At 64.5% G+C, this 24,937-nt stretch carries 21 protein-coding genes and 1 pseudogene; 13 read left to right on the top strand and 9 right to left on the bottom strand.

The window, feature by feature from the left end; all coding sequences use genetic code 11:
* The first annotated feature begins 93 nt into the window (after nucleotides 1-93).
* The 5 genes from AC630_RS13815 to AC630_RS13835 all read left to right on the top strand — a co-directional run bounded on the left by AC630_RS13815 (nucleotide 94) and on the right by AC630_RS13835 (nucleotide 2,891).
* Nucleotides 94-567, top strand: a complete 474-nt coding sequence (locus AC630_RS13815) for a chemotaxis protein CheW (protein WP_074119070.1) — start codon at nucleotides 94-96, stop codon at nucleotides 565-567.
* A gap of 32 nt (nucleotides 568-599) precedes the next feature.
* Nucleotides 600-986 (top strand): response regulator, encoded by a 387-nt coding sequence (locus tag AC630_RS13820; RefSeq protein WP_074119071.1) that lies wholly within the window; start codon nucleotides 600-602, stop codon nucleotides 984-986.
* Nucleotides 987-1,047: 61 nt separating this feature from the next.
* Nucleotides 1,048-1,929, top strand: coding sequence for a CheR family methyltransferase (locus tag AC630_RS13825; protein ID WP_074119072.1), 882 nt, complete (start codon nucleotides 1,048-1,050; stop codon nucleotides 1,927-1,929).
* Nucleotides 1,930-1,931: 2 nt separating this feature from the next.
* Nucleotides 1,932-2,246 (top strand): pilus assembly protein PilZ, encoded by a 315-nt coding sequence (locus tag AC630_RS13830; protein ID WP_074119073.1) that lies wholly within the window; start codon nucleotides 1,932-1,934, stop codon nucleotides 2,244-2,246.
* Between the two features lie 141 nt (nucleotides 2,247-2,387).
* Complete coding sequence (locus AC630_RS13835; RefSeq protein ID WP_074119074.1) at nucleotides 2,388-2,891, top strand: response regulator; 504 nt, start codon at nucleotides 2,388-2,390, stop codon at nucleotides 2,889-2,891.
* A 52-nt stretch (nucleotides 2,892-2,943) separates the two neighbouring features.
* On the opposite strand, the gene AC630_RS13840 is transcribed toward AC630_RS13835, so the two are convergent.
* Nucleotides 2,944-3,249: a hypothetical protein gene (locus AC630_RS13840; protein WP_074119075.1), complete on the bottom strand. Its 306-nt coding sequence runs from the start codon at nucleotides 3,247-3,249 to the stop codon at nucleotides 2,944-2,946.
* Between the two features lie 148 nt (nucleotides 3,250-3,397).
* On the opposite strand from AC630_RS13840, the gene AC630_RS13845 reads away from it, so the two are divergent.
* Nucleotides 3,398-4,033, top strand: coding sequence for a response regulator transcription factor (locus tag AC630_RS13845; RefSeq protein WP_074119076.1), 636 nt, complete (start codon nucleotides 3,398-3,400; stop codon nucleotides 4,031-4,033).
* A gap of 195 nt (nucleotides 4,034-4,228) precedes the next feature.
* Here the strand turns inward: AC630_RS13845 and AC630_RS13850 are convergent, their stop codons facing one another.
* The gene (locus tag AC630_RS13850) at nucleotides 4,229-7,729 is read right to left on the bottom strand and encodes a PAS domain S-box protein (RefSeq protein ID WP_074119077.1); all 3,501 of its coding nucleotides are present in this window, start codon (nucleotides 7,727-7,729) and stop codon (nucleotides 4,229-4,231) included.
* A 459-nt stretch (nucleotides 7,730-8,188) separates the two neighbouring features.
* Here AC630_RS13850 and AC630_RS43805 point away from each other — a divergent pair.
* The 3 genes and pseudogenes from AC630_RS43805 to AC630_RS13860 all read left to right on the top strand — a co-directional run.
* Nucleotides 8,189-8,340 (top strand): annotated as a pseudogene (locus AC630_RS43805) (ABC transporter permease); the annotation flags it as partial.
* The gene (gene araD, locus AC630_RS13855) at nucleotides 8,337-10,079 is read left to right on the top strand and encodes an L-arabinonate dehydratase (RefSeq protein ID WP_074119078.1); all 1,743 of its coding nucleotides are present in this window, start codon (nucleotides 8,337-8,339) and stop codon (nucleotides 10,077-10,079) included. The pseudogene AC630_RS43805 and the gene araD, both read left to right, overlap by 4 nt.
* A 118-nt stretch (nucleotides 10,080-10,197) precedes the next feature.
* A complete protein-coding gene (locus tag AC630_RS13860) occupies nucleotides 10,198-10,917 on the top strand; it encodes a ribonuclease activity regulator RraA (RefSeq protein ID WP_074119079.1) in 720 nt (239 codons plus the stop codon).
* Between the two features lie 163 nt (nucleotides 10,918-11,080).
* Here the strand turns inward: AC630_RS13860 and AC630_RS13865 are convergent, their stop codons facing one another.
* Complete coding sequence (locus AC630_RS13865) at nucleotides 11,081-13,183, bottom strand: S9 family peptidase (RefSeq protein ID WP_074119080.1); 2,103 nt, start codon at nucleotides 13,181-13,183, stop codon at nucleotides 11,081-11,083.
* A 337-nt stretch (nucleotides 13,184-13,520) separates the two neighbouring features.
* Between AC630_RS13865 and AC630_RS13875 the strand changes: the two genes are divergently transcribed.
* The gene (locus AC630_RS13875) at nucleotides 13,521-14,957 is read left to right on the top strand and encodes an MBOAT family O-acyltransferase (protein WP_074119082.1); all 1,437 of its coding nucleotides are present in this window, start codon (nucleotides 13,521-13,523) and stop codon (nucleotides 14,955-14,957) included.
* A complete protein-coding gene (locus AC630_RS13880; protein WP_074119083.1) occupies nucleotides 14,957-16,063 on the top strand; it encodes a hypothetical protein in 1,107 nt (368 codons plus the stop codon). The genes AC630_RS13875 and AC630_RS13880 overlap by 1 nt, the downstream gene beginning before the upstream one ends.
* A 104-nt stretch (nucleotides 16,064-16,167) precedes the next feature.
* On the opposite strand, the gene AC630_RS13885 is transcribed toward AC630_RS13880, so the two are convergent.
* From AC630_RS13885 to AC630_RS13895, 3 genes are all read right to left on the bottom strand, one after another.
* On the bottom strand, nucleotides 16,168-17,355 hold the full coding sequence (locus AC630_RS13885) for a pyridoxal-phosphate-dependent aminotransferase family protein (RefSeq protein WP_074119084.1): 1,188 nt from the start codon (nucleotides 17,353-17,355) through the stop codon (nucleotides 16,168-16,170).
* Between the two features lie 107 nt (nucleotides 17,356-17,462).
* Nucleotides 17,463-18,203 carry a thermonuclease family protein gene (locus AC630_RS13890; RefSeq protein ID WP_074119085.1) on the bottom strand — a complete coding sequence of 247 codons (741 nt, stop codon included), beginning with the start codon at nucleotides 18,201-18,203 and terminating at the stop codon, nucleotides 17,463-17,465.
* 263 nt (nucleotides 18,204-18,466) lie between these two features.
* On the bottom strand, nucleotides 18,467-20,197 hold the full coding sequence (locus AC630_RS13895) for a hypothetical protein (RefSeq protein ID WP_074119086.1): 1,731 nt from the start codon (nucleotides 20,195-20,197) through the stop codon (nucleotides 18,467-18,469).
* Nucleotides 20,198-20,619: 422 nt separating this feature from the next.
* Between AC630_RS13895 and AC630_RS13900 the strand changes: the two genes are divergently transcribed.
* The gene (locus AC630_RS13900) at nucleotides 20,620-21,468 is read left to right on the top strand and encodes a caspase family protein (RefSeq protein ID WP_074119087.1); all 849 of its coding nucleotides are present in this window, start codon (nucleotides 20,620-20,622) and stop codon (nucleotides 21,466-21,468) included.
* 236 nt (nucleotides 21,469-21,704) lie between these two features.
* Here AC630_RS13900 and AC630_RS13905 read toward each other — a convergent pair whose 3' ends face one another.
* The 3 genes from AC630_RS13905 to AC630_RS46230 form a co-directional block, all read right to left on the bottom strand.
* Nucleotides 21,705-22,595 carry an efflux RND transporter periplasmic adaptor subunit gene (locus AC630_RS13905; RefSeq protein WP_074119088.1) on the bottom strand — a complete coding sequence of 297 codons (891 nt, stop codon included), beginning with the start codon at nucleotides 22,593-22,595 and terminating at the stop codon, nucleotides 21,705-21,707.
* A gap of 192 nt (nucleotides 22,596-22,787) precedes the next feature.
* On the bottom strand, nucleotides 22,788-23,903 hold the full coding sequence (locus AC630_RS13910; protein WP_074119089.1) for a lactonase family protein: 1,116 nt from the start codon (nucleotides 23,901-23,903) through the stop codon (nucleotides 22,788-22,790).
* Between the two features lie 124 nt (nucleotides 23,904-24,027).
* Complete coding sequence (locus AC630_RS46230; RefSeq protein WP_208867011.1) at nucleotides 24,028-24,165, bottom strand: hypothetical protein; 138 nt, start codon at nucleotides 24,163-24,165, stop codon at nucleotides 24,028-24,030.
* Nucleotides 24,166-24,495: 330 nt separating this feature from the next.
* On the opposite strand from AC630_RS46230, the gene AC630_RS47800 reads away from it, so the two are divergent.
* Entirely contained in the window at nucleotides 24,496-24,618 is a 123-nt protein-coding gene (locus AC630_RS47800) for a hypothetical protein (protein WP_283808423.1), read from the top strand.
* Nucleotides 24,619-24,937: the final 319 nt, after the last annotated feature.

A 24,937-nucleotide genomic window follows, 5' to 3' on the forward strand; every position in this document is an offset into this window, starting at 1 on the left:
TGTGAAGCGGTTTTCCCTCGCGACAAACGCGGAACGCGTTTGCGCGGAGATCATGCTCAGACAAAACAGCGGGATGGATCAGGAGAGACGTTCATGAGCAGCAAGACCCAGACCACCGAGGGCGCCATGGTCGAATACGTCACCGCGATGATCGGCGGCCAGCTCTTCGGCCTGCCGATCTCCCGCGTCCAGGACGTGTTCATGCCCGAGCGCGTCACCCGCGTGCCGCTGGCCTCGCGCGAGATCGCGGGCGTCCTGAACCTGCGCGGCCGCATCGTCACCGTGATCGACATGCGCGCCCGGCTCGGCCTGCCCAAGGCCGAGGACGGCAAGGTGCCGATGGCGGTCGGCGTCGACCTGCGCGGGGAATCCTATGGCCTCCTGATCGACCAGATCGGCGAGGTGCTGCGCCTGCCCGAGGACGGCAAGGAAGAGAACCCCGTCAACCTCGACCCCCGCATGGCCAAGCTCGCCGGCGGCGTCCACCGCCTCGACGGCCAGCTCATGGTCGTCCTCGACGTCGATCGCGTCCTCGAACTCAAGACCGAAGTGCAGATGGCTGCGTGAGCTAACGAAAACATCGAAGCCGGAGAACCAAAATGAAGACATGTTTGGTGGTCGATGATTCCAGCGTCGTGCGCAAGATTGCGCGCCGGATCCTGGAAGGCCTGGAATTCGAAGTCACCGAGGCCGAGGACGGCTCCAAGGCGCTGGAGATTTGCCAGCGGCAGCTGCCCGATGCGGTGCTGCTCGACTGGAACATGCCCGTGATGGACGGCTTCGAGTTCATGGGTCACATGCGTCGCCTGCCCGGCGGCGACCAGCCGAGGGTGGTGTTCTGCACCACCGAGAACAACGTGGCTCATATCGCCCAGGCGCTCAGCGGCGGCGCCAACGAATACATCATGAAGCCATTCAACAAAGACATTATCGCCGACAAATTCGCCGAAGTCGGCTTGATCCCGGTCGGACGAGCGTTGGTCTGAGTGTGTCTGGCCCGCGTCTTTCCGGCCAGAGTGTTCCAGTACAGCTTCCGAAAGTGCATCCGTGACCCCGTCCGACTATGAATATCTGCGTAAGTTCCTGAGGGACCATTCGGGTCTCGACCTGTCCGCAGACAAGCAATATCTGATCGAAAGCCGCCTGCTGCCGCTCGCGCGCAAGGCGGGGCTCTCCGGCATCGGCGAGCTCGTGCAGAAGCTCCAAGGCGGCTCGGGCGCGCTCATCACCAACGTGGTCGAGGCGATGACCACGAACGAGACCTTCTTCTTCCGCGACAAGGTTCCGTTCGATCATTTCCGTGACACCATCATGCCCGAGGTCATCAAGGCGCGCGCCGGCCGCCGCAGTGTGCGCATCTGGTGCGCCGCCGGTTCGACCGGGCAGGAGCCCTATTCACTGGCGATGTGCCTGAGGGAGATGGGCGCGGCACTTACCGGCTGGCGCGTCGAGATCATCGCGACCGACCTGTCGCAGGAGGTGCTGGAGAAGGCCAAGTCCGGCGTCTACAGCCAGTTCGAGGTGCAGCGCGGCCTGCCGATCCAGATGCTGGTCAAATATTTCAAGCAGACCGGCGAGACCTGGCAGATCAATCCCGAATTGCGGGCGATGATCCAGCACCGCCAGCTCAACCTGCTGCACGACTTCACCCAGCTCGGCACGTTCGACGTCATCTTCTGCCGCAACGTGCTGATCTATTTCGACCAGGACACCAAGATCAACATCTTCAACCGCCTTGCGCGCCAGATCGAGCCCGACGGCTTCCTGGTGCTGGGTGCGGCCGAAACCGTGGTCGGATTGACCGATACGTTCCGGCCGATCCCGGACCGGCGCGGTCTCTACAAGCCGAACGACCAGCGTGCGGCCGCGGCCCCCAGGCCGGCTCTCGCAAGCGCGCCGCCGCGCATGGCGGTGATGGCAGGACGATAAGCATGGCCGAGGATGGAAGGGGTGCGGAGCGCGTCACGTTCAGTCGCGGCTATGATGTCTGCATCATGGCGATCGACGGCACGTGGCGGCGCGACTGCAAGCTCAACGCGATCTCCGACACCGACGCCATCCTCACCGTGGAAGGCTCGATCCAGGGATTGAACCTGAAGGAATTCTTCCTGCTGCTGTCGTCGACCGGGCTCGCCTATCGCCGCTGCGAGCTGGTGCGCGTCAACGGTGCCGAAATGGACATCCAGTTCCTGCGCGGCAAGCACCGGAAGAAGCGCGGCGCTGGCGGCCACGACGCGGCGGCGTGATCTCCGCATGCGCCTCGTCGCGGTGTCCCGAGACGTTGGTTCACATTTGCTAAAACATCCGAATGAATTCGTCACAACGGCTTTACGTGGTTTAAGCGCGACCCGTGTATCAATTGCCCGTCTCAATCTCAGGGTCCGGCAATGCCAAGAAGCTCTCTCTCTCCCATCCCGTCAAACCTGCCTGACGTCGCCGAGCGGCGTGCGCTGCAGCTCCTGGTCGTCGATGACGACGCCACGCAGCGCAGCCTGATTACGGTCGCCGCCAAGCACGCCGGCCATGAAGTCACCGTGGCGCCGTCCGTGGCGGAGGCGATCGAAAAGCTCCGCTCCGCGCGCTTCGACTGCGTGACGCTCGATCTCGTGCTGGAGGATGGTGATGGCATCGACGTGCTGCGCGAGATGGCCGACGCGAAATTCGCAGGCTCGGTGATCGTCATCAGCGGCATGGACGGCAAGCGCCGCAGCGCCGCCCGCAGCTTTGCGCGCTCGGTCGGGATCGAGCTCCAGGGCCTGCCGAAGCCGCTCGACCTCGCGGCCTTGCGCATCAGCCTCGCCAATCTCGGCAAGACGGCAATGGGCTTGCCGGCGATCCACACCTGGGGCGGCGTCGCCACGGACGCGATCGTGGAGCGGCACCGCGCCTGAAGCGCGGAGCTGCCATGCAATCAGCTGCGGCGGATTCTCCGCTGATGGCGACCTACGCTGGACTCCCGGATTCCGACAAGCCTTGCAGGGCGTGGCCAAGGCCCGCCCGGCAGGCGTTGAGGGCTGCGCTCGCCGTGGCATAACGGGGCGTGACATCATCCAGCACGAAAATGTCGGTGGAACCCACGACAGCGCTATCGTCTTCCTGTGCCATGTCTTCCCTTTCCATGGCCGCGTCGATCAGACGCATACTGATCTCGATGCGCGCGATCAGAGAGCGAAGATCAGTTGCGATCAACTGACGGCTGTCAGTTTCGAGCGTCGCGATGAGCGGGGGCGTGCCAGCGAGATTTAGCATGGATATTCTCCGTGCCGTGCAATTAGGCATCCCGCCGCTACTTGTGCGTTAAGTCCATGTCCCGTACAAATACGGGTGGGCCGAATCCGCGCCGAGCGCCATACAGGTTGGCGCGGACGCGAGTCCTCAATGCGAATGGACGTAGCACATGGCCGAACAAACCTCTCGCGGTGAAATCTTCGTTGTCGACGACGACCCTGCCGTTCGCGAAACCTTGTCGATGGTGTTGAAGGCGGCGGGCTACGAAGTGATCTGTTTTGCGGACGGCGCAGCGCTGCTCTCCATCGCGCGAAGCCGCACACCGGCTGCGATTCTGCTCGACGTGCACATTCCCGGAAAGTCGGGGCTCGACATTCTCAAGGAACTGCAAGGCGAGGAGTATCCGGCGCCGATCTTCATGATCTCCGGCCAGGGCGACATCGCGATGGCGGTGGGCGCCATCAAGAGCGGCGCGCTCGACTTCATCGAGAAGCCGTTCCGCGGCAGCGAGATCGTCGGCCGGCTGGACGAGGCGATCGGGGCCTATGCACGCAGGCAGGCAGAGAACGCGTCGCCGAAATTCGGCCAGCTGCACTTCCCCGGGCGCGAGCCGTTGACGCGCAGGGAGCGCGAGGTGCTCGAGCAGTTCGCCTGCGGTGCGTCCAACAAGGAAGCCGGCCGCACGCTCGGCATCAGCCCGCGCACCATCGAGGACCACCGCGCCAACATCATGAAGAAGCTCGGCGCGCGCAACGCCGCCGACCTGATCCGCATCGTGATGACTGCCGCGCAACGCGCGTCGTAAGGCGGCTGGCGCTCCTCTCTCGTGCCCCGGACGCAGCGCGTCACGCAGTGATGCGCTGCTGAGCCGGGGCCCATCTCTCCAAACAATCACAAGAAGTTCTGGGTCCCGGCTCTGCGCAGCAGCCATAGCGCGTCGAGGACGCGCGTGTACGCGCTTATGGCACGCTGCAGCGTGTCCGAGACACGAGAGGGCGCCTTATCCCTGCAGCGCCTTGCGGATGATCCGCGCCAGATCGGATTTACGATACGGCTTCGCCAGCAGCAGCACGCCTGAGTCCAGCCGGCCGTGATGGATGATCGCGTTCTCGGTATAGCCGGAGGTATAGACCACCCTGAGATCGGGACGCATCTTCAAGACCTCGTCGGCGAGCTGCCGTCCGTTCATCTTGCCGGGCATGATGACGTCGGTGAACAGCAGGTCGAACGGCTTGCCGGTGGCGACGATCGCGAGCGCTTCCGCGGCGTTCGCAGCCTGCAGGGTGACGTATCCCAGCGAATGCAGCTGCGCCAGCACGTAGTCGCGCACCAGCCGGTCGTCCTCGACCACGAGGATCGTCTCGTGTCCGCCCTCGATCGTCACCGGAGCCACGCAATCGCTGACCGCCGTGGGCGTCTTGCCGGGCGGCAGGTACATCCTGATCGTAGTGCCGTGGCCTTCCTCGCTGTAGATCTTGATGTGGCCTGCGGACTGCTTGATGAAGCCGTAGACCATGGAGAGCCCAAGGCCGGTTCCCTTGCCGGGTCCCTTCGAGGTGAAGAAGGGGTCGAACACTTTTGCCAGCATGTTCGCGGGAATGCCGGTGCCGGTGTCGCTGACTGCGATCAGAACGTAGTGTCCGGGCGGCACGTCGTTGGCGCTGGCATAGACCTCGTCGAGATAGGCTAAGCCCGTTTCCAACATCAGCTTGCCGCCATCAGGCATGGCGTCGCGGGCATTGAGCGCGAGGTTGAGGATCGCGGTGGTCAGCTGGTTGGGATCGACCATCGCGACGCAGCTCTCCTCCTCGAACACCGACTCGATCTGGATCTGTTCGCCCAGCGTCGGCCGCAACAGCTTCGCGGTATCGATGATCAGCGAGTTGATGTCGATCTCGCGCGGTTGGAGCGGTTGCTTGCGCGCGAAGGCGAGCAGATGCTGGGTCAGCTCGGCGCCGCGCCCGGCGGCCTCGTCGATCATCTTCGCGATCGCCGCGAGCGCCGGATCCTTGGCCACCGCGTCCGCTAGGATCTCGATCGTCCCGGTGATGACCGTGAGGATATTGTTGAAGTCATGCGCCACGCCGCCGGTGAGCTGGCCGACCGCCTCCATCTTCTCGGCGTGGCGGATGCGCTCCTCGGACGCGATCTTGTCGGTGAGGTCGCGGTAGAACACGTTGAAAAGAACGCCTTCACGGCGCCTCAGCGCCGTGACGCTCAGCTCTGCCTTGAATTCCTTGCCGTCGCGGCGGCGGACCATGAGCTCGCGGCGGCGGTTGAGCATCTGGCCGTCCTCGGACTCGAGGAAACGCGAGAGGCCGGCCTTGACCCTGTCGCGCTCGCCCTCGGCGACGATGAGATCGATCGCGTTCCGGCCCAGCACCTCCTCGCGCCGCCAGCCGAACAGCTCTTCGGCCCGCGAGCTCCAGCTCAGGATGCTGCTGTGGTCATCGGTCTGGACGAAGGCGTCGAGCGCGGTCTCGACGATGTTGCGCGCGAGCTGCTCGCTTTCGCGCAAGGACTCTTCCGCGAGCCTCGCCTCGGTCATGTCGCGTCCGACGAAGAAGAAGCGCCTGGCTTGATCCGACCAGTTGCCGAGCCAGGATAGCCAGACCTCGCGTCCGTCCTTGTGGAAAAAACGGGTGTCGGCGAACTTCGGATGTCCGCCGCGCCGGAGCGCGCGCATTTCTTCGCGGGACTGCTCGAGGTGGTCGGGATGGATGAAATCCATGCCGCGGCGGCCGATCATTTCCTCCGGCCGGTAGCCGAGAACAGCCATGCTGCTCGGGCTGATCTGCACGATATGGCCCTGCGGGTTCATGATCATGATCAGGTCCTGCGAGGTGTCAAACAGCTGCCGCCGCTCCTCCAACTGCTGTTGCAGCGCCCGCTCGGTCCGCCGCGCCTTGGTAAGACTGCGTGCCGAGCCCGACGCGCCGATGATCTCGCCCGAAGGGCCCCGGATCGGAGAGAGACTTACCGATGTTTCGAGCAGGCTGCCGTCGCGGTGGATCCGCACGGTCTCGAAGTTCTCGATCCACTCGCCCAGCGCGATCCGCCGCAGATAGTCCTTCCCTTCCTCGCGGCGTTCGGCAGGTATGATGATCGAGGTCGGCTGGCCGACGGCCTCCTCCGCAGAATAGCCGTACAGGCGCTCGGCGGCCGGATTCCAGCCCGTAATGATCCCGTCGAGCGTTTGCATGATGATCGCATCGTCGGAAGATTCGACCGCCGCGCTGAACAGCCGCTCGCGCGCGGCATAATGGTCGCGCGCGGCCTCGGTGCGCCGCCGCTCCTCGACCTCATGCTCCAGCGCGGATGTCTTCGCCTTCATCTCCTCGACCATGCGCGCAAAAGCCCCCGCCAGCACGCCGGTCTCGCCCGGCGCGTCGACCGGGATCTCGGCGGAATGGCCGCGCCCGATCGCCTCGACCGCCGCGGTGAGCCGTCCGATCGGCCGGGTCAGCGATCGCGCCAGGAGCACGGCAAGCACGGCTGCGACCATCACCGCGATGATGCCGATCGTGATGGTGCTGTTCTCGATGCTGACCGCCGGCGCCATGAAGACGGCGTAGGGCGCGACGCGGATGATGCCGACCCATTGGCCCTCGGCCAGGATCGCGGGCGAGATCGAAGTGCCGCTCGGCCTGTCGTCGCTACCTGGCACGATTTGGGTAGCGCCCTGAGTCGATCCGGTGATTGCAGCGAAATAGGGGAAGTCGTCCTGCCAGCGCGTCGGTGTCCCCAGTTGCGAACCGAACTCGCGAGTCCGATCCGGATGCACGAGATAATCGCCGTTACGGCCGACGACGTAGACCGACTCGCCGCGCCGGATCGATATCCGAATGCGGTCGAATGCTTGTCGCATGTCGACATTGACGACGACGATGCCGAACAGCCGGTGATCGGATCCAAATAGCGGTGCCGCGACGCGCAACGTCGGAACATGGGGCATCTGGATCACGCCGTCGTCGACGCTCAGGTCGACCGGAGAGACGTAGACCTGATCTTCGGACAGCTGGATCGCGTCCTGGAAGAAGGAGCGATCGTCTTTATTTTGCAGGGCATCGTCGGGAACGATGCGCACCGATCCGGTCGGGCCGGTTCGGTCGACGCGCAGATATTCGCTGCCGTCGGCGTTGATGATACGAAATTTCGCGTAGGTCGGGTTGGCCCCGACATCGGCCACGAGGCGCGTCAGCAGTTGCTCACGCCAGGTCTTCTCTGAAAGGTGATCAATTGGATCGATGCCGTTGTTGAAATGGGCATCGATCATGCCGCGCACGGCGGCATCGGAGCGGAACGTCGCGATGTCGGCGCGCGCGCCGTTGGTCTGGGCTTCGAGTTGGGAGGCCATCAGTCGTGATTGGCTTTCAATGCGGTCGAGCACGCGCGGCAGGAAGGCCTGCTCCAGACTGTAATGGCTCAGCCATCCGACGGCGGAGACCGCGATCGCGACCAACAGGATCATTGCGATGGCCAGCCGGGTTGCGAGGGTCATGTCGCCCTTCGCGCCGCGTCGGGAATGGGCCGGAATGTTCTGCTACACTGCAACATGGACGGTCCCGTCATCCGCGGCCGGAGCTGACGCCGGGGCGGGGCGGAGATGAAGATTGCACCACCTTGAGGCGGCCAGCGACCGCAGCGAGCAGCGTCTCGGCCCGGATCCTGATCTGCACCGCGGGTCGTCATCCACAATCAGGATGTTGGCCACGTAAAAACCTCCGGGTCGGGCAGGGAAGCTTCCAGCGACCCAAATCAAAGCTTCAAATACGAAATTGTTGCGCGGATTGTGCCCATCCTGCAAGCACTTCGCGGCCGATGCGCCGGTCGCCGCGCGCGATTCCGGCGGCGCCGCCGTGTGTAGGCTTACGTGCACATGACTGACAGGGCGTCCGCCCGCTCGAGCCGCGGATGCCTGGTCGGTCGGGTGCTCGGGATGGCCGCTCCGGATCTCGTTCAGTTCGCCCTGGGCTGGTTCATCTTCGAGAACCGCAACCTGCGGTGTTCGCAGGTCGCTTGACTGTCATCATCATCGGGCTCTTTGTCGAGAACCTGATCTTCCGCGCCATCGAGCGGAATACCGTCCAGAAATGGGGCACCCAATCATGACCAAGAACAAGAAGAAAACACCCGACCAGCTCCGCAGTGCGCGCTGGTTTGCGCCCGACGATCTCCGCTCGTTCGGACACCGCTCGCGCGCCATGCAGATGGGCTATGCCCCGGAGGAGTGGAAGGACCGCCCGATCATCGCGATCCTCAACACCTGGTCGGACGCCCAGCCCTGCCACATGCACTTCAAGTCGCGCGTCGACGACGTCAAGCGCGGCATCCTGATGGCCGGCGGCCTGCCGCTGGAGCTGCCGGCGCTGTCGCTGTCGGAGTCGCTGCTGAAGCCGACCACCATGCTCTATCGCAATCTGCTGGCGATGGACGCCGAGGAGCTGCTGCGCAGCCATCCCGTCGACGGTGTGGTGCTCATGGGCGGCTGCGACAAGACGACGCCGGCGCTGCTCCTCGGCGCCACCTCGATGAACATCCCGGCGATCTATCTGCCGGCAGGCCCGATGCTGCGCGGCAACTGGAAGGGCAAGACGCTCGGCTCGGGCTCGGACGGCTGGAAATACTGGGACGAGCGGCGCGCCGGAAAGATCTCGGATCGCGACTGGCTCGACATCGAAGCCGGCATCGCCCGCAGCTACGGCACCTGCATGACCATGGGCACGGCCTCGACCATGACCGCGATCGCGGAAGCGATCGGCATGACGCTGCCGGGCGCATCCTCGATTCCCGCCGCGGACGCCAACCACATCCGCATGGCCTCTGAATGCGGCCGCCGCATCGTCGAGATGGTCTGGGAGGATTTGACCCCGAAGACGATCCAGACCCGCAAGGCCTTCGAGAACGCGATTGCGGTCGCGATGGCAATGGGCTGCTCGACCAATGCGATCATTCACCTGATCGCGCAAGCCCGCCGCGCCGGCCAGGACATCGGCCTCGACGATTTCGAGAAGGCCAGCCGCAAGGTGCCCGTGATCGCCAACGTCCGTCCGAGCGGCGATGCCTATCTGATGGAGGATTTCTTCTATGCCGGCGGCCTGCCGGCGCTGATGGGCCAGATCAAGCCGCATCTGCATCTCGACTGCATCACCGTGACCGGCCAGAGTCTGGCCGAGAACATCGCCCATGCCGAAGTGCACAATGACGACGTGATCCGCTCGGTCGACAATCCCATCTACAAGGAGGGCGCGCTCGCCGTGCTCAAGGGCAACCTCGCGCCCGACGGCTGCGTCATCAAGCCGAGCGCCTGCGCGCCGCGCTTCCTCAAGCATACCGGGCCGGCGCTGGTGTTCGACGACTATGCCTCGATGAAGAAGGCGGTCGACGATCCCAATCTTGACGTCACAGAGGATCACATCCTGATCCTGCGGAACGCGGGGCCGCAGGGCGGGCCGGGCATGCCGGAATGGGGTATGCTGCCGATCCCGACCAAGCTCGTGAAGCAGGGCGTGCGCGACATGGTGCGCATCTCGGATGCGCGCATGAGCGGCACCAGCTACGGCGCCTGCATCCTGCACGTCGCGCCCGAATCCTATGTTGGCGGCCCGCTGGCGCTGGTGCAGAACGGCGACCGCATCACGCTCGACGTCGCCGCTCGCACCATCAATCTCGACGTATCAGAGGCCGAGCTCGAAAAGCGCCGCGCCGCCTGGAAGCAGCCCGAGCGCCGCTTCGAGCGCGGCTATGGCTGGATGTTCACCAAGCACATCAAGCAGGCCAATGACGGCTGCGACTTCGACTTCCTGGAGACCGATTTCGGCGCGCCGATCGGCGAGCCGTCGATTTACTGACCGTCGTTCCGGGGCGATGCGAAGCATCGAACCCGGAACCCATTTCACCGCTGTGTGTGCGGCCCGATGGATTCCGGGCTCGCGCTACGCGCGCCCCGGAATGACAAGAGGATACACCATGTCCAAACTCAGCGAAGCCACCCGCAACAAGCTCAAATCCGTCTCCACCGCCACCGTCGCCACCGCGCTGTTCAAGCGCGGCCTGCGCATCCAGATGATCCAGGACGTGCACCCCCTCGGCCCGGACCAGCCGACCATGGTCGGCGAAGCCTTCACGCTGCGTTACATGCCGGCGCGTGAGGATCTCAACACCATCGATGTGTTCAAGGACCGCTCGCATCCGCAGCGCAAGGCGGTCGAGGATTGCCCGCCCGGCGCGGTGCTGGTGATGGACAGCCGCAAGGACGCGCGCGCCGCTTCCGCCGGCGCGATCCTGATCACGCGATTGATGAAGCGCGGTGTCGCCGGCGTCGTCACCGACGGTGGCTTCCGCGATTCCGCCGAGATCGCAAGGCTCGGCTTCCCGGCCTTCCATCACCGCCCCTCAGCGCCGACCAATCTGACCTTGCATCAGGCAATCGAGATCAACGTGCCCATCGGCTGCGGCGACGCGCCGGTGTTTCCCGGCGACGTCATTCTCGGCGACAGCGACGGTGTGATCGTGATCCCCGCGCATCTTGCGGACGAGATCGCCAACGAGACCTTCGAGATGACCGCGTTCGAGGATTTCGTCACCGAAGAAGTGGGCAAGGGTCGCGGCATCTTCGGCCTCTATCCGGCGACCGATCCGCAGACGCTCACCGACTTCGCAGCCTGGCGGAAGGCGAATGGGAGGTAGCCTCTTCGCCTCTCCCCGCGTGCGGGGAGAGGCCGGAATGCGCGCGAAGCGCGGATTCCGGGTGAGGGGGAGCCTCCGCGAACTCAACTCGCGATGTTTGTGTGGATAGAGCCCCTCACCCCGACCCTCTCCCCGTAAGAACGGGGAGAGGGAGAAGGTTACGCTACGCGTCCGCCATTCCGACGGCCCACAGCGCGAACGCATACACGATCGCGACTTCATCGAGCCGGTCGAAGCGCCCGGAGGCGCCGCCGTGGCCGGCGCCCATGTTGGTGCGCAGCAGGACAGGGCCGCCGCCGCGCATGGTGGCGCGCAGGCGTGCGATCCATTTGGCGGGCTCCCAGTAAGTCACACGGGGATCGGTCAGTCCGCCCATCGCCAGGATCGCCGGATACTCCTTCGCCGCGACATTGTCATAGGGCGAATACGACAGGATCGTCCGAAAATCCTTCTCGCTCTCGATCGGGTTGCCCCATTCGGGCCATTCCGGCGGCGTCAGCGGCAGCGTGTCGTCGAGCATGGTGTTGAGCACGTCGACGAACGGCACCTCGGCAACGATGCCGGCGAACAGCTCGCCGGCGCGGTTGGCGACCGCGCCCATCAGCATGCCGCCGGCCGAACCGCCATGGCCGACGATGCGTCTTGCGCTCGTATACTTTGCTGCGATCAGTGCGCGGGCGCTGGCGGCAAAGTCGTCGAACGAATTCGTCTTCTTCTCGCGCTTGCCGTCGAGATACCAGCCCCAGCCCTTGTCGGCGCCGCCGCGGATATGGGCGATGGCATAGACGAAACCGCGATCGACCAGCGACAGACGGTTGGCGCTGAACGAGGCCGGCATCGCCATGCCGTAGGAGCCGTAGCCGTAGAGCAAGAGCGGCGCCGAGCCATCGAGCTTGAGCCCGCGGCGATAGAGGATCGACACCGGCACCTCGGCGCCGTCATGCGATTTCGCCATGATGCGCGTCGTGACATAGTCGGCCGCGTCGTGGCCGGACGGGATCTCCTGGCGCTTGCGAAGCACGCGCGTGCGCTTCGTCATATCGTAGTCGTAGACTTCCGATGGCGTCGTCATCGACGAATACGCGAAACGCAGGGTAGTCGTCTCGAATTCGTAGGAACCCATGGTGTCCAGCGAATAGGCGGCCTCGTCGAAGGCGATGGCGTGCTCTTCCTTCGTCGTGAGATCGCGGATTACGATCGCCGGCAGCGCGTTGGCGCGCTCCAGCCGAACCAGGTGGCCGGCATAGAGATCGAGATCGATGATGTAGATGCCCGGGCGATACGGGATCAAATCGCGCCAGTTCGCCCGCTCGGGTGCGGCGAGCGGTGCGGTGACGATCTTGAAGTCGATCGCGTCATCCGCATTGGTGAGGATGAAGAGCTCGTCGCCGCGATCGGCCAGCGAATATTGCACGCCCTCCTGTCGCGCCGCGACCAGGCGCGGTGGCGCCTCGGGATTTGCGAGATCGATCAGTCGCTGCTCGCTTGTCTCGTGATCCCCACCCGCGATGACACAGAAGCGGCCGCTGGTGCTCTCGTGCAGATGGGTGAACCAGCCGGAATCCTGCTCTTCATAGACGAGCGTGTCGTCCGCCTGCTTCGTGCCCAGCCGGTGCCGCCACACCTGCATCGGGCGGTGATTGTCGTCGAGCTTCACATAGAAGAAGGACTTCGCATCCTTGCTCCAGACGATGCCGCCGTCGGTCTCCTCGACAACGTCGTCAAGATCCTTGCCGGTCGCCCAGTCGCGCACGCGGATCGAGAAATATTCGGAGCCTTTGGTGTCGGCGCTCCAGGCCTGGAGCTTGTGATTGTACGAGTGCCGGCTGCCACCGAACTTGAAATATTTGTGGTCCTTGGCGAGCGCGTCGCCGTCGAGCACGATGTGGCTGTCGCCGCCGTCGCGCGGCATGCGGCCGAACAATTCGTGCTGCCCGCCTTCGCGAAACTTGCGGAAATAGGCGAACGGCCCGTCCGGCGACGGCACGCTGGAATCGTCCTCCTTGATCCGTCCGCGCATCTCGCGCACCAGCGTCTTCTGCAAGGCGGCGGTGTGGCCGAGCAGGCTTTCGGTGTAACCGTTCTCTTCGTCGAGATATTTGCGAATGTCGGGATCCAGCACGGCGGGATCGCGCAGCACCTCCTGCCACTTCTCATCCTTCAGCCAGGCATAGTCGTCGGTCACGGTGATCCCGTGCCGCGTGAAGGAATGCGGCCGGCGCGGGGCGATGGGGGGCTGGGAAGGTGTCTTGGCCTGCTGTGTCACTCGATCCTCTTTCAACTAGGTATCCGCGATGTCGCCGTCCTTCACCTCGCCCCGCTTGCGAGGAGAGGTCGGATTGCATCGAAGATGCAATCCGGGTGAGGGGGAGTCTCCGCGGCTCTCACTCTCACCGTCCTTGTGGAGGCTCCCCCTCACCCCGACCCTCTCCCCGCAAGCGAGGCGAGGGAGAAAAGGGAGGCTCGCCGTGTATTCCTTCTTATATCGTCCCGATTCCGCGAATTGCCAGCGCCGCTGCGCCAAGGACTGCGCCAAGCCGCCGGGTTGTTGACCGGCCGCTTGTATGCTTTAGGGGCAATATTCCCGCCGCCGGTCCAGCCTGATGCTGTTCAATTCCTACGCGTTCATCCTGCTGTTCCTCCCCGTTGTGCTGGCCGGCTATTTCTGGCTCGGGGGGCGCAGCAATCTCGCCCCGGTGATCTGGCTGGCGGCCGCCTCGCTCGCCTTCTACGCCATCGGCAACTGGCAGTTCGTGGCCCTGTTGCTGATATCGATCGCCTTCAACTATGGGGTCGGCCACCTCCTCATCGTGGCGAAGCTCACATCGTTGCAGCGCCGGACGGCGCTCGTTTTCGGTGTTGCCGGCGATCTGCTCGTACTTGGCGTCTTCAAATATGCCGGCTTCGCCACCGAAAACGTCAATGCACTGTTCGGCTCGCATCTCGCGGTCCACATCCTGCTGCCGGTCGGCATATCCTTCTACACCTTCACCCAGATCGCGTTCCTGGTGGATGCCTGGCGCGGGCAGGTCGCGGCTTACGCGCTGCCACATTATGCGCTGTTCGTGACCTATTTCCCGCATCTGATCGCGGGGCCGATCCTCCACCACAGGGACATGATCCCGCAGTTCGAGCGGAAGGAGGCCAAGCATCCGGACGTGCATCTGATCCTGTGCGGCGTGATCATCTTCGCGATCGGCCTGTTCAAGAAGACGTGCCTTGCCGACGGCATCCAGCCGCTGGTCGCGCTGGCCTTCGAGGCGCGATCGCCGAGCTTCGATCAGGCCTGGCTCGGCGCGCTCGCCTACACGTTCCAGCTCTATTTCGATTTCTCGGGCTATTCCGACATGGCGATCGGGATATCGCTGATGTTCGGCATCTTCCTGCCCATCAACTTCAACTCGCCTTACAAAGCCACCAGCATCGTCGAGTTCTGGCGGCGCTGGCACATGACGCTGTCGCAGTTCCTGCGCGACTATCTCTACATCCCGCTTGGCGGCAATCGCCGAGGCCGCGTGCTGCGCTACGTCAATCTGATGGTCACGATGCTGCTCGGCGGGCTCTGGCATGGCGCGGCCTGGACGTTCGTGGTGTGGGGCGCGCTGCACGGCGCCTATCTCTGCGTCAACCACGCTTTCAATGCGTTGGTGCCGAACGTTCCGGCGATTCTTGCACGTCCGGTCCGCATCGCAGGTCGCGTGCTGACGTTCCTCGCCGTCGTCGTCGCCTGGGTGTTCTTCCGCGCCGAGAGCGTCGACTGTGCGCTGCGTGTCCTCCGCGCCATGGCTGATCCCTCAAACATCGTCTTTGGCCGCGAGGAGATCGCGGCCCTGGTGCTGGTCTCCATCTATGCTGCGCTGGTGTGGCTCGCGCCGAACACGCAAGGAATCATGGGATACGATCACGGCAACCGCAGCGTCGGCGAGAGCCTGAGAGCAGGGCGCATGCGGCCGCTGGTCCTCTATGGCGCGTCGCTGGTGCTCGCGTTCGGCATTCTCGGCATCCAGAGCCACAGCGAATTCATCTATTTCCGGTTCTGATGCGCACGCCGTTCACACATTTGGGGCGTCTTCTCCTCGCGAGCATCGCGTGCGTGCTGGGCGCGGCGGCACTCACCTTCGTCGTCGATCCCTTGCAACTGTTCCGCCCTGCGCGGTTCGCCGCCTTCTACTCCGATGATACGCGCGTACAGAATGCCGGGCTGATCCGCAGCCAGTCGTTCGACACCGCCTTCATGGGCACCTCGCTCGCGATCCATTTCCGCCAGAGCGACATCGATCGCGCGCTCGGCATCCGTTCGCTCAAGCTGGCGATGACCGGCTCCAATTCGCGCCAGCAAAGCTTCGTGCTGGAGCAGGCGATCGCCCGCGGCGCCCGGCGCGTGATCTGGGAGATGGACGACTTCATCTTTGTCGATGCGGCCGACATCGAGGCCGATCCCTATCTGTCCGTCGATCTCTATCGCAGGACGGCCAAGGGCGTCGCGTCCTATCTGTTCAGCGCCGCGATGGCGAAGGAGTCCCTGTTCGCGATAGTGCGGTCGATTCCGCCGCTGCGGCAGCCCCTGACCCGGGCGACGCCCTTTCTCCCCGTCAGGTTCGCGCTGTCCGACGTCGACGACATCTACGCGCTGCCACGGGATTTCGACGTTGCGCGTAGCTACAACGCGGAGAAGTCGCTGGCCTCCTTCGCCTATATCACCGATCCCGTGCGCAGCCGTTTCCTCGGCGAAGGCTATGACTACGACGTCATGGTTCGGCATTTCGAGCGTGACGCCGTCGGCCTGATCACGCGCCATCCGGACGTGACGTTCGACATCTACTTGCCGCCGTATTCGATCCTGCAATTCGTCGCGATGCGTGATGCCTCGCCCGAGACGCTGAAGATCGTCACCGATCTCACCGCGCACATTGCCGAGCGGCTGACACAGCTTCGCAATGTGCGTCTCCACGATTTCCGCGCGATCAAGGAGGTCACCCACGACCTCGGCAATTACGGCGACGTCATCCACCATTCGCCGGTTGTCGACGCGAAGGTGCTGCAGTGGCTGGCGAGTGGGGAGTACAGGGTCGATCCGAAGGCGCCTACCGCGTCGCTGGACAAGCTGAAGGCTCAGGTTGAAGCGTATCGGGTAAATCAGCCGTAGCCGAAATACTCCGCCGTCGTCCCGGATCGGCGCTCCGCCCTGGACAACGCTACGCGTTGCCAAGGCTGCGCTTGTCCGGGACGACAGCGGAGTCTGAGCTCTCCCTACACCGCCACCTCTTCGCCGAGATACGCAACCGCGGCCTCGAGCCCGCCCTTGCCGTGCGGGATCTTCAGCGCGTTCAGCCCGACCTCGATCACCCCTAACGTTCCGAGCAGCATCGGGGCGTTGACATGGCCCATATGGGCGATGCGGAAGGCCTGGCCGGAGAGATCGCCGATGCCGGTGCCGAGCACGACGCCGCACTTCTCCTTGCAATAGCGTTGCAGCACCGCCGGATCATGGCCGTTGCTCATGGTCACCGTGGTTACGGTGTTGGAGCGTTCGCTGGCCTCGGCGACGTTGAAGCCGAGCACCTGGCCTTCCGACCATGCCCCGACCGCACGGCGCGCGGCCTCGCCGAGCAGGCTGTGGCGGCGGAAGGCGTTCTCCAGACCCTCTTCGTGCAAGAGGTCGATGGCTTGGCGCAGAGCGAACAACAGATGCACCGGCGCGGTGCCGGCATATTTGCGATAGTGCTCGGTGCCCTCGCGCTCGCTCCAGCTCCAATAGGGCGTCGACATGTTGGCTTTCTTGTGCGCCTCGAGCGCGCGCTCGTTGGCGGAGACGAAGCCGAGGCCGGGCGGCGTCATCAGGCCCTTCTGCGAGCCGGACATCGCGACGTCGATACCCCATTTGTCCATCTCGAACGGCATGCAGCCGAGCGAGGCGACGGTATCGACCATGTACAGCGCGGGATGACCGCTCGCCTTGATTGCCTTGCCGATCGCCTCGATGTCGTTCTGTACGCCCGAGGCGGTGTCGACTTGGACGACGACGACGGCCTTGATCGTGTGCTCCTTGTCGCGGCGCAGGCGCTCCTCGACCTCATGCGGCCGTACCGCGCGGCGCCAGTCGCCCTTGAGCACCTCGACCTCGGCGCCCATCAGCGCCGCCGCATTGCCCCAGCCGACCGCGAAACGGCCGCTCTCGAGCACCAGCACCTTGTCGCCGCGCGACAGCACGTTGCTGAGCGCGGCTTCCCAGGCGCCATGGCCGTTGGCGATGTAGATGTAGGACTTGCCCTTGGTCGCGAACAGCTTCGAGATGTCGCGGAGCAGGCTCTCGGTCAGATCGGTCATCTGTTTGGAGTAGATGTCGATCGCCGGACGATGCATCGCCCGCAGCACATCGTCGGGCATCGTGGTGGGCCCGGGGATGGCCAGAAATTCCCGGCCCGCGCGAACGGTCATTGCTGTTGGTCCTTGTTGCTTGAGAACAGGCTGATGCGTTGCTGAATCACACTTTTACGCGCCGCTGGGACTCAAGAAAAGCACGTAAAATGCAGCCCTGACGGCCCCTATCGTTTGGTCTCACGGCAGCCGGCGGCCTCCGCCTCCTCCACCGAGCAGAACCAGCGGGTGCCCTTGCTGATCTTCATCTTGATCTGCGCGTACCAGCGGCTGGTCGGCTGGTGAAAGATGCATTCGCCGGCGCTGTTGACGTTGCCCTTGATGGTGCAGTCCGGCGACGGCGCGACCGGCCCGGAGGCCGAAGCGAGCAGCACCGCATGCGCCCCCTCCGGCGGCTTGGTCGCGCCCAGGATGGCGGTCTTCTTGTTGCGCACGCGCCAGTCCCAGGGCGCGATGAAGGCACCCTGCCACATGCCGGCCTTTGCCTCGCGCGCGGCAGCCTCGTCGGCGTCGTAGTCATGGGAGATACGGGTATAGGCCAGCGCCCAGCCGCTGCGCACCAGCCATTTCTGGATGTCCTCACCGCCGACCTCGCAGTGCGCCACGGTGCGGCCGCGCCGGTCGATCGAGCGGGCATGGCAGACCCAGTTCTTGCCCTCGGTGTATTTGGCGAGCTCGTCGCGCGCCGCGACGCCGCAGGTCCAGCGCTCGCTCTTGGTGTTGAGGCAGAGCTGGTCGGCCGAGGGCGCGTCGATGCCGCCGAGCCGGATCCGCGTGTTGCCGATCAGGACGGAATCGCCGTCGCGGACCTTTGCCGTGCCGGTAATGTCGGCGGCCTGCGCCAGCGACGGCAAGGTGAGCAGGGAGAAGCCGAGCAGAGACAGCGCAATCAGGAATTTTCGCAACATGCCGGTCCGCGTGTGATGAAAATCTCGATAGACCCCGCAATTGTGGTCGGCTTTTGGCCACTCGGCCAGCGCCCGCCTAAGAGATGGGCTTTCAACTTCCCGTCATTGTGACGGGTAGCTCTCGTGTCCCGGACGCGGTGCGGCGTGCAACGCCGCTCCGCTGAGCCGGGACCGCAGAAACTGCGGGCTGACGTCTCGGCGGCATGGGCCCCGGCTCAGCAGCGCACCGCTTGCGCGCTGCGCTGCGTCCGGGGCACGAGATCTCACCCCCGCCCCGCCATCGCCCGCTTCGCCACCGCCAGTCCCATCAGCACGAAGGCCGACGTCACCTCGGGTCCGCCGACCAATATCCGCGTCGGCGTCTTCATCTTGTTCCATTCATAGGCGCGGAACGGGCCGCGGCGGCCGCCTTCGCCCAAGCTCGCGACGATCACGTTCAGCGCCGGCGCGAAGGCGCGCGGGTCGGCACCGAGATGACCGAGGGCGATCAGCGCGAGCGCGGCGTCGAACACGTTCATCTCGGCGGCCATCAGCTCGCCCTTGACGTAGGAGAGCACACGATGGCGGATGAAATCGAAATCGCCGTTGGGGTCGATCGCGGCCTGCGCCGCCAACGGCAACGCCAGGAAGGCCGCGTAGCAGCGGCCGAAATAGGCGCTGTAGAGTTCCGGCAGATAGTAGATGTGCGAGCGCGGATTGGCGAAGGCGCCGCTTGCCGCAAGCCGCTTCTGGAAGCCGATGATGCGATGCACGGTGGCCAGCCGCGCCGGCGTCTCCAGGATTTTCCAGCGCGCAAGGTTGCGGAAGCTCACCTCGAGAATATCGAGATTGAGCGTCGGATCGAGATCATTGCCGTAGGGCCGCTCGCCCCTGAGATTGTCGATCCAGGTGGCGACCCCGCCCTCGTAGTCGATATTGTCGTTGAGCGGCACGGTCACGCGAGGCTCGTTGACGCCGGCGCGCACCTGGTAGCCGGTGTAGAAATCCAAGAGCGGCTGGTCGATGATCGGATCGGTGCAGCCCGCCTGTGTCGCCGCAGAGATCGAGCACGCCGTGGTGTCGCAATCCGGCACGTAGACGCCGAAGCCGAGGTCCTGCTTGATCTGCGCGAAGAAGCGGGAAAAGCGCGGATGCGGCGCGGGCGCGAGCGCCGTGATGACGTTGAATCGTGCGCCGTCGATGCCCTCGACCTCTTCGCGGCTGATGTTGACACAGAAATCGACCATGTCGGCGACGGCGCGCTCCGCCTCAATCTTGTCTGCCAGTGAGGCGAGCCCGGTCTCGACAAAGCTCAGCAGCGCCTCGATGAAAAACGCATCGTAATAGGCCGAGCGGTGCCGGATCTGCACCGGTTCCCACATCGGCTCGGCAATGCCGGTCCAGGGCGGATTGATCACGGCGCCCGCGGGCGAGCGTGCGATGAAGACGCGGGCGAGGTTGAACAGAAGCGAGGAATTCTTGTAGCCGCGCGCGTTGAGGCCCGTGAGCGCCATGATCAGCTCGCGTCCGCGGAAGTCGGGATCGCCGATCAGGTTGAAGGCGGCATAGGTCGGCAGAAAGCCGTTCTTGCGATACGAGCTGAGCAGATGTTGCGCGCAGTCGCGGATCACGCTGTCGATTTGCGCTGGCGGCGGCATGGCGCCGGCGAACAATGCCGGCGGCGGTTTGGGATGGTCGAGCGCGATGCTGTCGACGAGTTCGGCGACGGGCTGGCCGACAGCGGCCCAGTCGGGCTCGGTCTCGTCGCGGGCGCGCACCAGCGCCTCGCGCAGCCGGGTCAGCTTCGTCTCGTTACGCAGCTCGGGCAGACCGGCCCGCCGCAGCAGCACCCGCAGTGCGGGATTGCCGAGCGCGGTCTTGTAGAATTTGGCCAGATGCGGATCGCCGCCGACTGGGCCCGCCAGCACGGGATCGCAGACATCGTAAAGCGAGGGACCGTCTTTTCGCGCCGTCAGCGCCCGGCAGGCGGCGCCGGCAAAATAATGAAAGCTCATGAAATACCTGGTCGCGGGGCCTTGGCCGGGGGCCGGCCGGCACGCTCCCATCTGCGCGCCACCCCCAACAAGTCTTTGAAAAAGCTACCCGGATTCGCGAGAAAAACAAATGTGATGAACGTCACGGAAAAACCGGCATGAGGGCTGCATGACCGGCCTCCGGAAGGCTACGAGGACCCAAAAAAGCAGAAATCTAGCTTGGGATATTAACCAATTAATTCAGTGGCTTAGTTCAATTTTTTGGCAATCTATTGCCCGCGACACTATATCCGGTTAAGGATTTGTTTGGTGCGGCGCCGCAAATTGCGCGCAGTTCGGGGGCACGTCCCCGGCCAATCCCTCAAACCGAAAGACGCTATCGCGCTACTCAAACAGTGTGCGCGCGCTGGGCTGGTCTTTGGCACTGACAGGAATGAAGCGAGATGAATGTAAAGCAGCTCGACATTTCCCGACGCACGATCGCAGTCGCCGCGGCCCTCATCGGCACGGTGTCGCTCGTGATCGGCGCCCATGCTGCCCTCAACATGCGCACGCTCGATGCCGCCAAGGCCGTCTCGACCGACCAGGTCACGGGCTCGATCGGCCAGTCCTCGCGCCTCGCGCTCGTCATCGGCAATGGACATTACCCCGACGCCAACGCGCCGCTGACGCAGTCGATCAACGACGCCCGCTCGCTGTCCTCGGCGCTGCGCAAGAACGGCTTTGACGTCGACATGGTGGAAGACGCGACCAAGGACGACATGGTCCGCGCCGTCAACCGCCTGAAGTCCCGGATCAAGCCCGACACGGTCGTCATGCTGTTCTTCGGCGGCTTCGGCGTGCAGGCCGGCCGCGAGAGCTACATGCTGCCGGTCGATGCCGTGATCTGGAAGGAAAGCGACGTCCGCCGCCAGGGCGTCTCCATCGACGGCGTGCTCGACATGATGAAGGAGCAGGGCGCCAAGGCCAAGCTCGTCGTCGTCGATGCTTCCCGCCGCAATCCTTATGAGCGCCGCTTCCGCTCCTACAGCCACGGACTCGCGCCGATCAGCGCGACCGACAACGCGCTGATCCTCTCCTCGGCCTCGCCCGGCAAGGTCGCCGAAGACGGCAAGGGCGAGCACAGCGTGCTGGTCAGCGAGTTCCTCAACAACCTCAATGCGCAGGGCAGCGCCGAAGGCGTCTTCAACAAGACCCGCGTCGCCATCTCCCGCGCCTCCGAAGGCGACCAGGTCCCGACCGTCTCCTCCTCGCTGCTCGAAGACGTCCATTTCGGCGAAGCCGGCGGCTAGTTTTCCGCGGCAATTGTAGGGTGAGCAAAGCGAGCGTGCCCACCGATTTTATCGCATGTTTGGAGATGGTGGGCACGGCGCCTTGCGCCTTTGCCCACCCTACGGTCTGCGTGCATAGACCGCATCTGAACCTACATCGTCATTGCGAGCGAAGCGAAGCAATCCAGAGTTCCTCCGCGGAAAGACTCTGGATTGCTTCGTCGCTTCGCTCCTCGCAATGACGGTGCGGCGAAAACCTACTTCGCGGCTTCCGCGCTCGCCATCACCGGGCGCACGGGATCGCCTTCGCGCAGCAGCGCGCCGGCGCGGGCAACGACGACATCGCCTTCGTTGAGGCCATCGCGGACCTCGATATTGCCGCCTGACATCAATCCGAGCTCGACGCGCTTGGTCTCGACGCGGTTGCGGCGGATCACCTGCACCACGGTGCCGGCGGAGGAATACTGCACGGCGGTCAGGGGCACCGCGACGTTGCAGCTCTGGCCGGTCTTGATCAGCGCGCGCCCGCTCGCATTCAGCAACAGCCGCTTTTGCGACGAGATGCCGATATAGACCATGCCCTGCTGGATGTTCGGCTCGACGGTCGGCCCGATACGGCGCACCTTGCCGTCGATATCGCCGGCGCCGGCGATGCGCACGGTTGCCGGCTGATTGACAGCGAGCTTGCGTATATCGGTGGTCGCGACCAGGCCGACGAGATCATATTCGCCGCGCGCCACGATCGTGAACAGCGCCTCGCCCTTGGCCGAGGCGAGCCCGCCGATCTGCGCAGTCGATGTGGCGATCACGCCCGCCACCGGTGCCGCGACCTGAAGCGTACCGCCCTCGGGCAGCGCGAGGCGCGCCAGCACCTGTCCGGCGGTGATGGTGTCGCCGGCTTCCGCCAGCACCTCAATCACCTTCAGGCCGGGACGCTCGGGCCGCACCGACGTTTCCTCGCGCGCGATGATCGTGCCGGTGGCCTCGACGATGTCGGAGAAGCAGGATTTTGCGACCTTCAGCACCGTGACCGCCGGCCCCTTGGGCGCGTCGTCATCGGCGGCCAGCACGGGCTGGGCGGACAGCAACAGCAATCCGGTGAGAGCAACGAGAGGTCTGGAAAAGGAACGCGCAGGCAATGGACGCATCGGTCATTCCGGTTGGGGCCTTGACGGCCTCATCGATAGCAGAAGCGGCCGCGGCGGGCCATGGGCGGACCCGGATGAGAATGCCGCAGCAACGCGGGCGGCGCGATGCCACCCGTTGAATTAGTCGCCGCGAAAGCAAAGAGGTTCGCCGCTCTTACCCGCCCACTCCGGGGGAGGGTTGGACCGCCTCCCTCACGGCAGGCTCAAGAATTCCACCCAGTTCGGCTTCTTGCCGGTGGCGTAGGACTTCAGCTTGCCGAGCGCGCCGCTGGTCTGGTCGATCGCATAGACCGTCATGCTGTCGGAGAGCTCGCCGACCGCGGCGAGATAGCGCCCCGAGGGATCGATGTGAAAGCCGCGCGGCTGCTTCTCGGTCGGGACGCTGCCAACCGTGGTCAGCCTGCCGCTGGTCGCATCGACCTTGTAGGCGGTGAGCGTATTGGTGGTGCGCTCGGAGGCGTAGAGGAAGCGCCCGTCCGGGGTGATGTGGATGTCGGCGGCCCAGGGTTTTCCGTTGAAACCCTCCGGCAGCGCGGTGATGCGCTGGATCTCGGTCCAGGCGCCAATCTTGGCCTCATAGCTGAACGCTGCGACGTCGCCGTTCAGCTCGTGGATGAGATAGACGAACTTGCCATTGGGATGGAATACGAAGTGCCGCGGCCCCGACTTCTCCGGCACCTTGATCGCCGGCGGATCGCTGGGCGTCAGCGTGCCCGCTGTGGCGTCGAACGCGAAGGCCAGCACCTGGTCGGATCCGAGATTGGTTGCGAACACGAAGCGGTTGTCGGGCGAGGGCAGGAAGGCGTGCGCGTTCAGCCCGGTCGGGATCACCTGCTTCGGCTCGCCGGCAACGCCGTTTGCAAGCAGCGGATTCAGCGCGACCTTGTTGCCGCCATAGGAGGCGCTGAACAGGAATTTGCCGCTGCGGTCGCTGGCGATGTTCGCCATGCTGTCGGCGAGCGGCCCGTTGCCGATATGGCTGAGTTGGCCGGTCTTGGGATCGATCGCAAAGCTCACCGCGAGGAACCGCTGCGAACGCACGCCGGCAATCAGCACGCGGTGGTCGGGCGTGATCGCGAGCGGCGTCGAGGAGCCTGGCTTGTCGACACCGGTGAACGTGGCCGTCTGCACCGGCGACATCTCGCCGCTCTCGGCCATCTTGAACACGCTGATGTCGTTGCTGTCGGCGTTGCCGACATAGGCGAAGGTCTCGGCCATGCCGGCGCGGACTCCAGAAATGAGGGCGAGGAAGGTGAGGGTGGTGGCGATCGCAGCGCGTGGCGCGCTGCGGCGGGTCGATTTCAGCATGGGCTCCTCCTTAAGCCGGTGCGGCATTGTCGTTTTGCCGTGGAGGATAGCGGGAGGCGCGCCGCCGCACCGAATTCCAGTTGGGATCGATCAATGCCGAAATTGTATCGGCTGTGCTGAGGAGCTACCGCACCGCCGCTGTCAGGCTGCGGGACGGCAGTTGCGGGCCGGACGCATATTCGGGCGGCCCGAGCAGGCTCCACACCGCGACCGCTAGCAGCGCGCAGGTCAGAATTGTCCAGGCGACGAGTCGTTTCCGCATCAGGCCAAGTCCGTCAGTTGAAATCTTGATGCCCCCGGCGCCTGCGATAGTGCACTGCAAACGGCGACGATCCTATGAACTCATTCACAGGGGAAAACAGCTCACGCAATTGCGAACCACCGCCGCGTCCACGCCAAGGGGCCGCACGATGAGGACGTCGTGGCAAAGCGCCACACCAGTCAAACCGATCGTGCTCCACCGCCGACCAATCAAAGATAACCCCGCGCTTCACCCGCACATCGTCGTGCCGCAATCGCGCCGGGAACGGCAGCCTTGCGTTGCCGTTATCCTGATCCCGCGGGCGGAGGACGTCGAAACGGAGGCAGGCACATGTTTTGGATCTATTGGGACACCGCGTGGTCGCTGATCATCAGCGGCGTCATGGTCGCCACCATCGTCAGCCACCCCGACGCCGAATTCGCCGAAGTGCGCGATGCAAGACGGCTGATGTGAACTTTCCGCCTTCCGCGGACGTTATGCTGCCCGATCGCTGCTTCGCCTTCGCGGCAAAGTTCGCGGTCCGAGGTCCGGTCTGGATTCGCCTCCGTTTCCGGACCGCTTTATGTCATGCTTCCGGGCATGAAGCAGCGGATCATGACGCGCGCTGACGTAATCGGGCCAGACGATGGTGCGGCGACGCGGTTCGGTGCGGTGATCACGGCAGGAACACATCGGGTGATTGTCTGTTGGTATTCCGACATCTGTCGACCGGCGGGCAACCACGGCATATCTGCCTGCGAACTGTGCGGGCCCGATGAGAAAGCCAGTAGGC

This window comes from Bradyrhizobium sp. AS23.2 (genome assembly GCF_001908185.1).
Lineage (GTDB): Bacteria > Pseudomonadota > Alphaproteobacteria > Rhizobiales > Xanthobacteraceae > Bradyrhizobium.

What these genes read in the sequence shown, in the direction of transcription:
- AC630_RS13895 (WP_074119086.1), bottom strand. Translation starts at nt 20,197, where the DNA reads ATGAGCTTTCATTATTTTGCCGGCGCCGCCTGCCGGGCGCTGACGGCG.
- AC630_RS13835 (WP_074119074.1), top strand. Translation starts at nt 2,388, where the DNA reads ATGCCAAGAAGCTCTCTCTCTCCCATCCCGTCAAACCTGCCTGACGTC.
- AC630_RS47800 (WP_283808423.1), top strand. Translation starts at nt 24,496, where the DNA reads ATGTTTTGGATCTATTGGGACACCGCGTGGTCGCTGATCATCAGCGGC.
- AC630_RS13850 (WP_074119077.1), bottom strand. Translation starts at nt 7,729, where the DNA reads ATGACCCTCGCAACCCGGCTGGCCATCGCAATGATCCTGTTGGTCGCG.
- AC630_RS46230 (WP_208867011.1), bottom strand. Translation starts at nt 24,165, where the DNA reads ATGCGGAAACGACTCGTCGCCTGGACAATTCTGACCTGCGCGCTGCTA.
- AC630_RS13885 (WP_074119084.1), bottom strand. Translation starts at nt 17,355, where the DNA reads ATGACCGTTCGCGCGGGCCGGGAATTTCTGGCCATCCCCGGGCCCACC.
- AC630_RS13900 (WP_074119087.1), top strand. Translation starts at nt 20,620, where the DNA reads ATGAATGTAAAGCAGCTCGACATTTCCCGACGCACGATCGCAGTCGCC.
- AC630_RS13880 (WP_074119083.1), top strand. Translation starts at nt 14,957, where the DNA reads ATGCGCACGCCGTTCACACATTTGGGGCGTCTTCTCCTCGCGAGCATC.
- AC630_RS13830 (WP_074119073.1), top strand. Translation starts at nt 1,932, where the DNA reads ATGGCCGAGGATGGAAGGGGTGCGGAGCGCGTCACGTTCAGTCGCGGC.
- AC630_RS13815 (WP_074119070.1), top strand. Translation starts at nt 94, where the DNA reads ATGAGCAGCAAGACCCAGACCACCGAGGGCGCCATGGTCGAATACGTC.
- AC630_RS13905 (WP_074119088.1), bottom strand. Translation starts at nt 22,595, where the DNA reads ATGCGTCCATTGCCTGCGCGTTCCTTTTCCAGACCTCTCGTTGCTCTC.
- AC630_RS13860 (WP_074119079.1), top strand. Translation starts at nt 10,198, where the DNA reads ATGTCCAAACTCAGCGAAGCCACCCGCAACAAGCTCAAATCCGTCTCC.
- AC630_RS13890 (WP_074119085.1), bottom strand. Translation starts at nt 18,203, where the DNA reads ATGTTGCGAAAATTCCTGATTGCGCTGTCTCTGCTCGGCTTCTCCCTG.
- AC630_RS13845 (WP_074119076.1), top strand. Translation starts at nt 3,398, where the DNA reads ATGGCCGAACAAACCTCTCGCGGTGAAATCTTCGTTGTCGACGACGAC.
- AC630_RS13820 (WP_074119071.1), top strand. Translation starts at nt 600, where the DNA reads ATGAAGACATGTTTGGTGGTCGATGATTCCAGCGTCGTGCGCAAGATT.
- araD (WP_074119078.1), top strand. Translation starts at nt 8,337, where the DNA reads ATGACCAAGAACAAGAAGAAAACACCCGACCAGCTCCGCAGTGCGCGC.
- AC630_RS13840 (WP_074119075.1), bottom strand. Translation starts at nt 3,249, where the DNA reads ATGCTAAATCTCGCTGGCACGCCCCCGCTCATCGCGACGCTCGAAACT.
- AC630_RS13875 (WP_074119082.1), top strand. Translation starts at nt 13,521, where the DNA reads ATGCTGTTCAATTCCTACGCGTTCATCCTGCTGTTCCTCCCCGTTGTG.
- AC630_RS13910 (WP_074119089.1), bottom strand. Translation starts at nt 23,903, where the DNA reads ATGCTGAAATCGACCCGCCGCAGCGCGCCACGCGCTGCGATCGCCACC.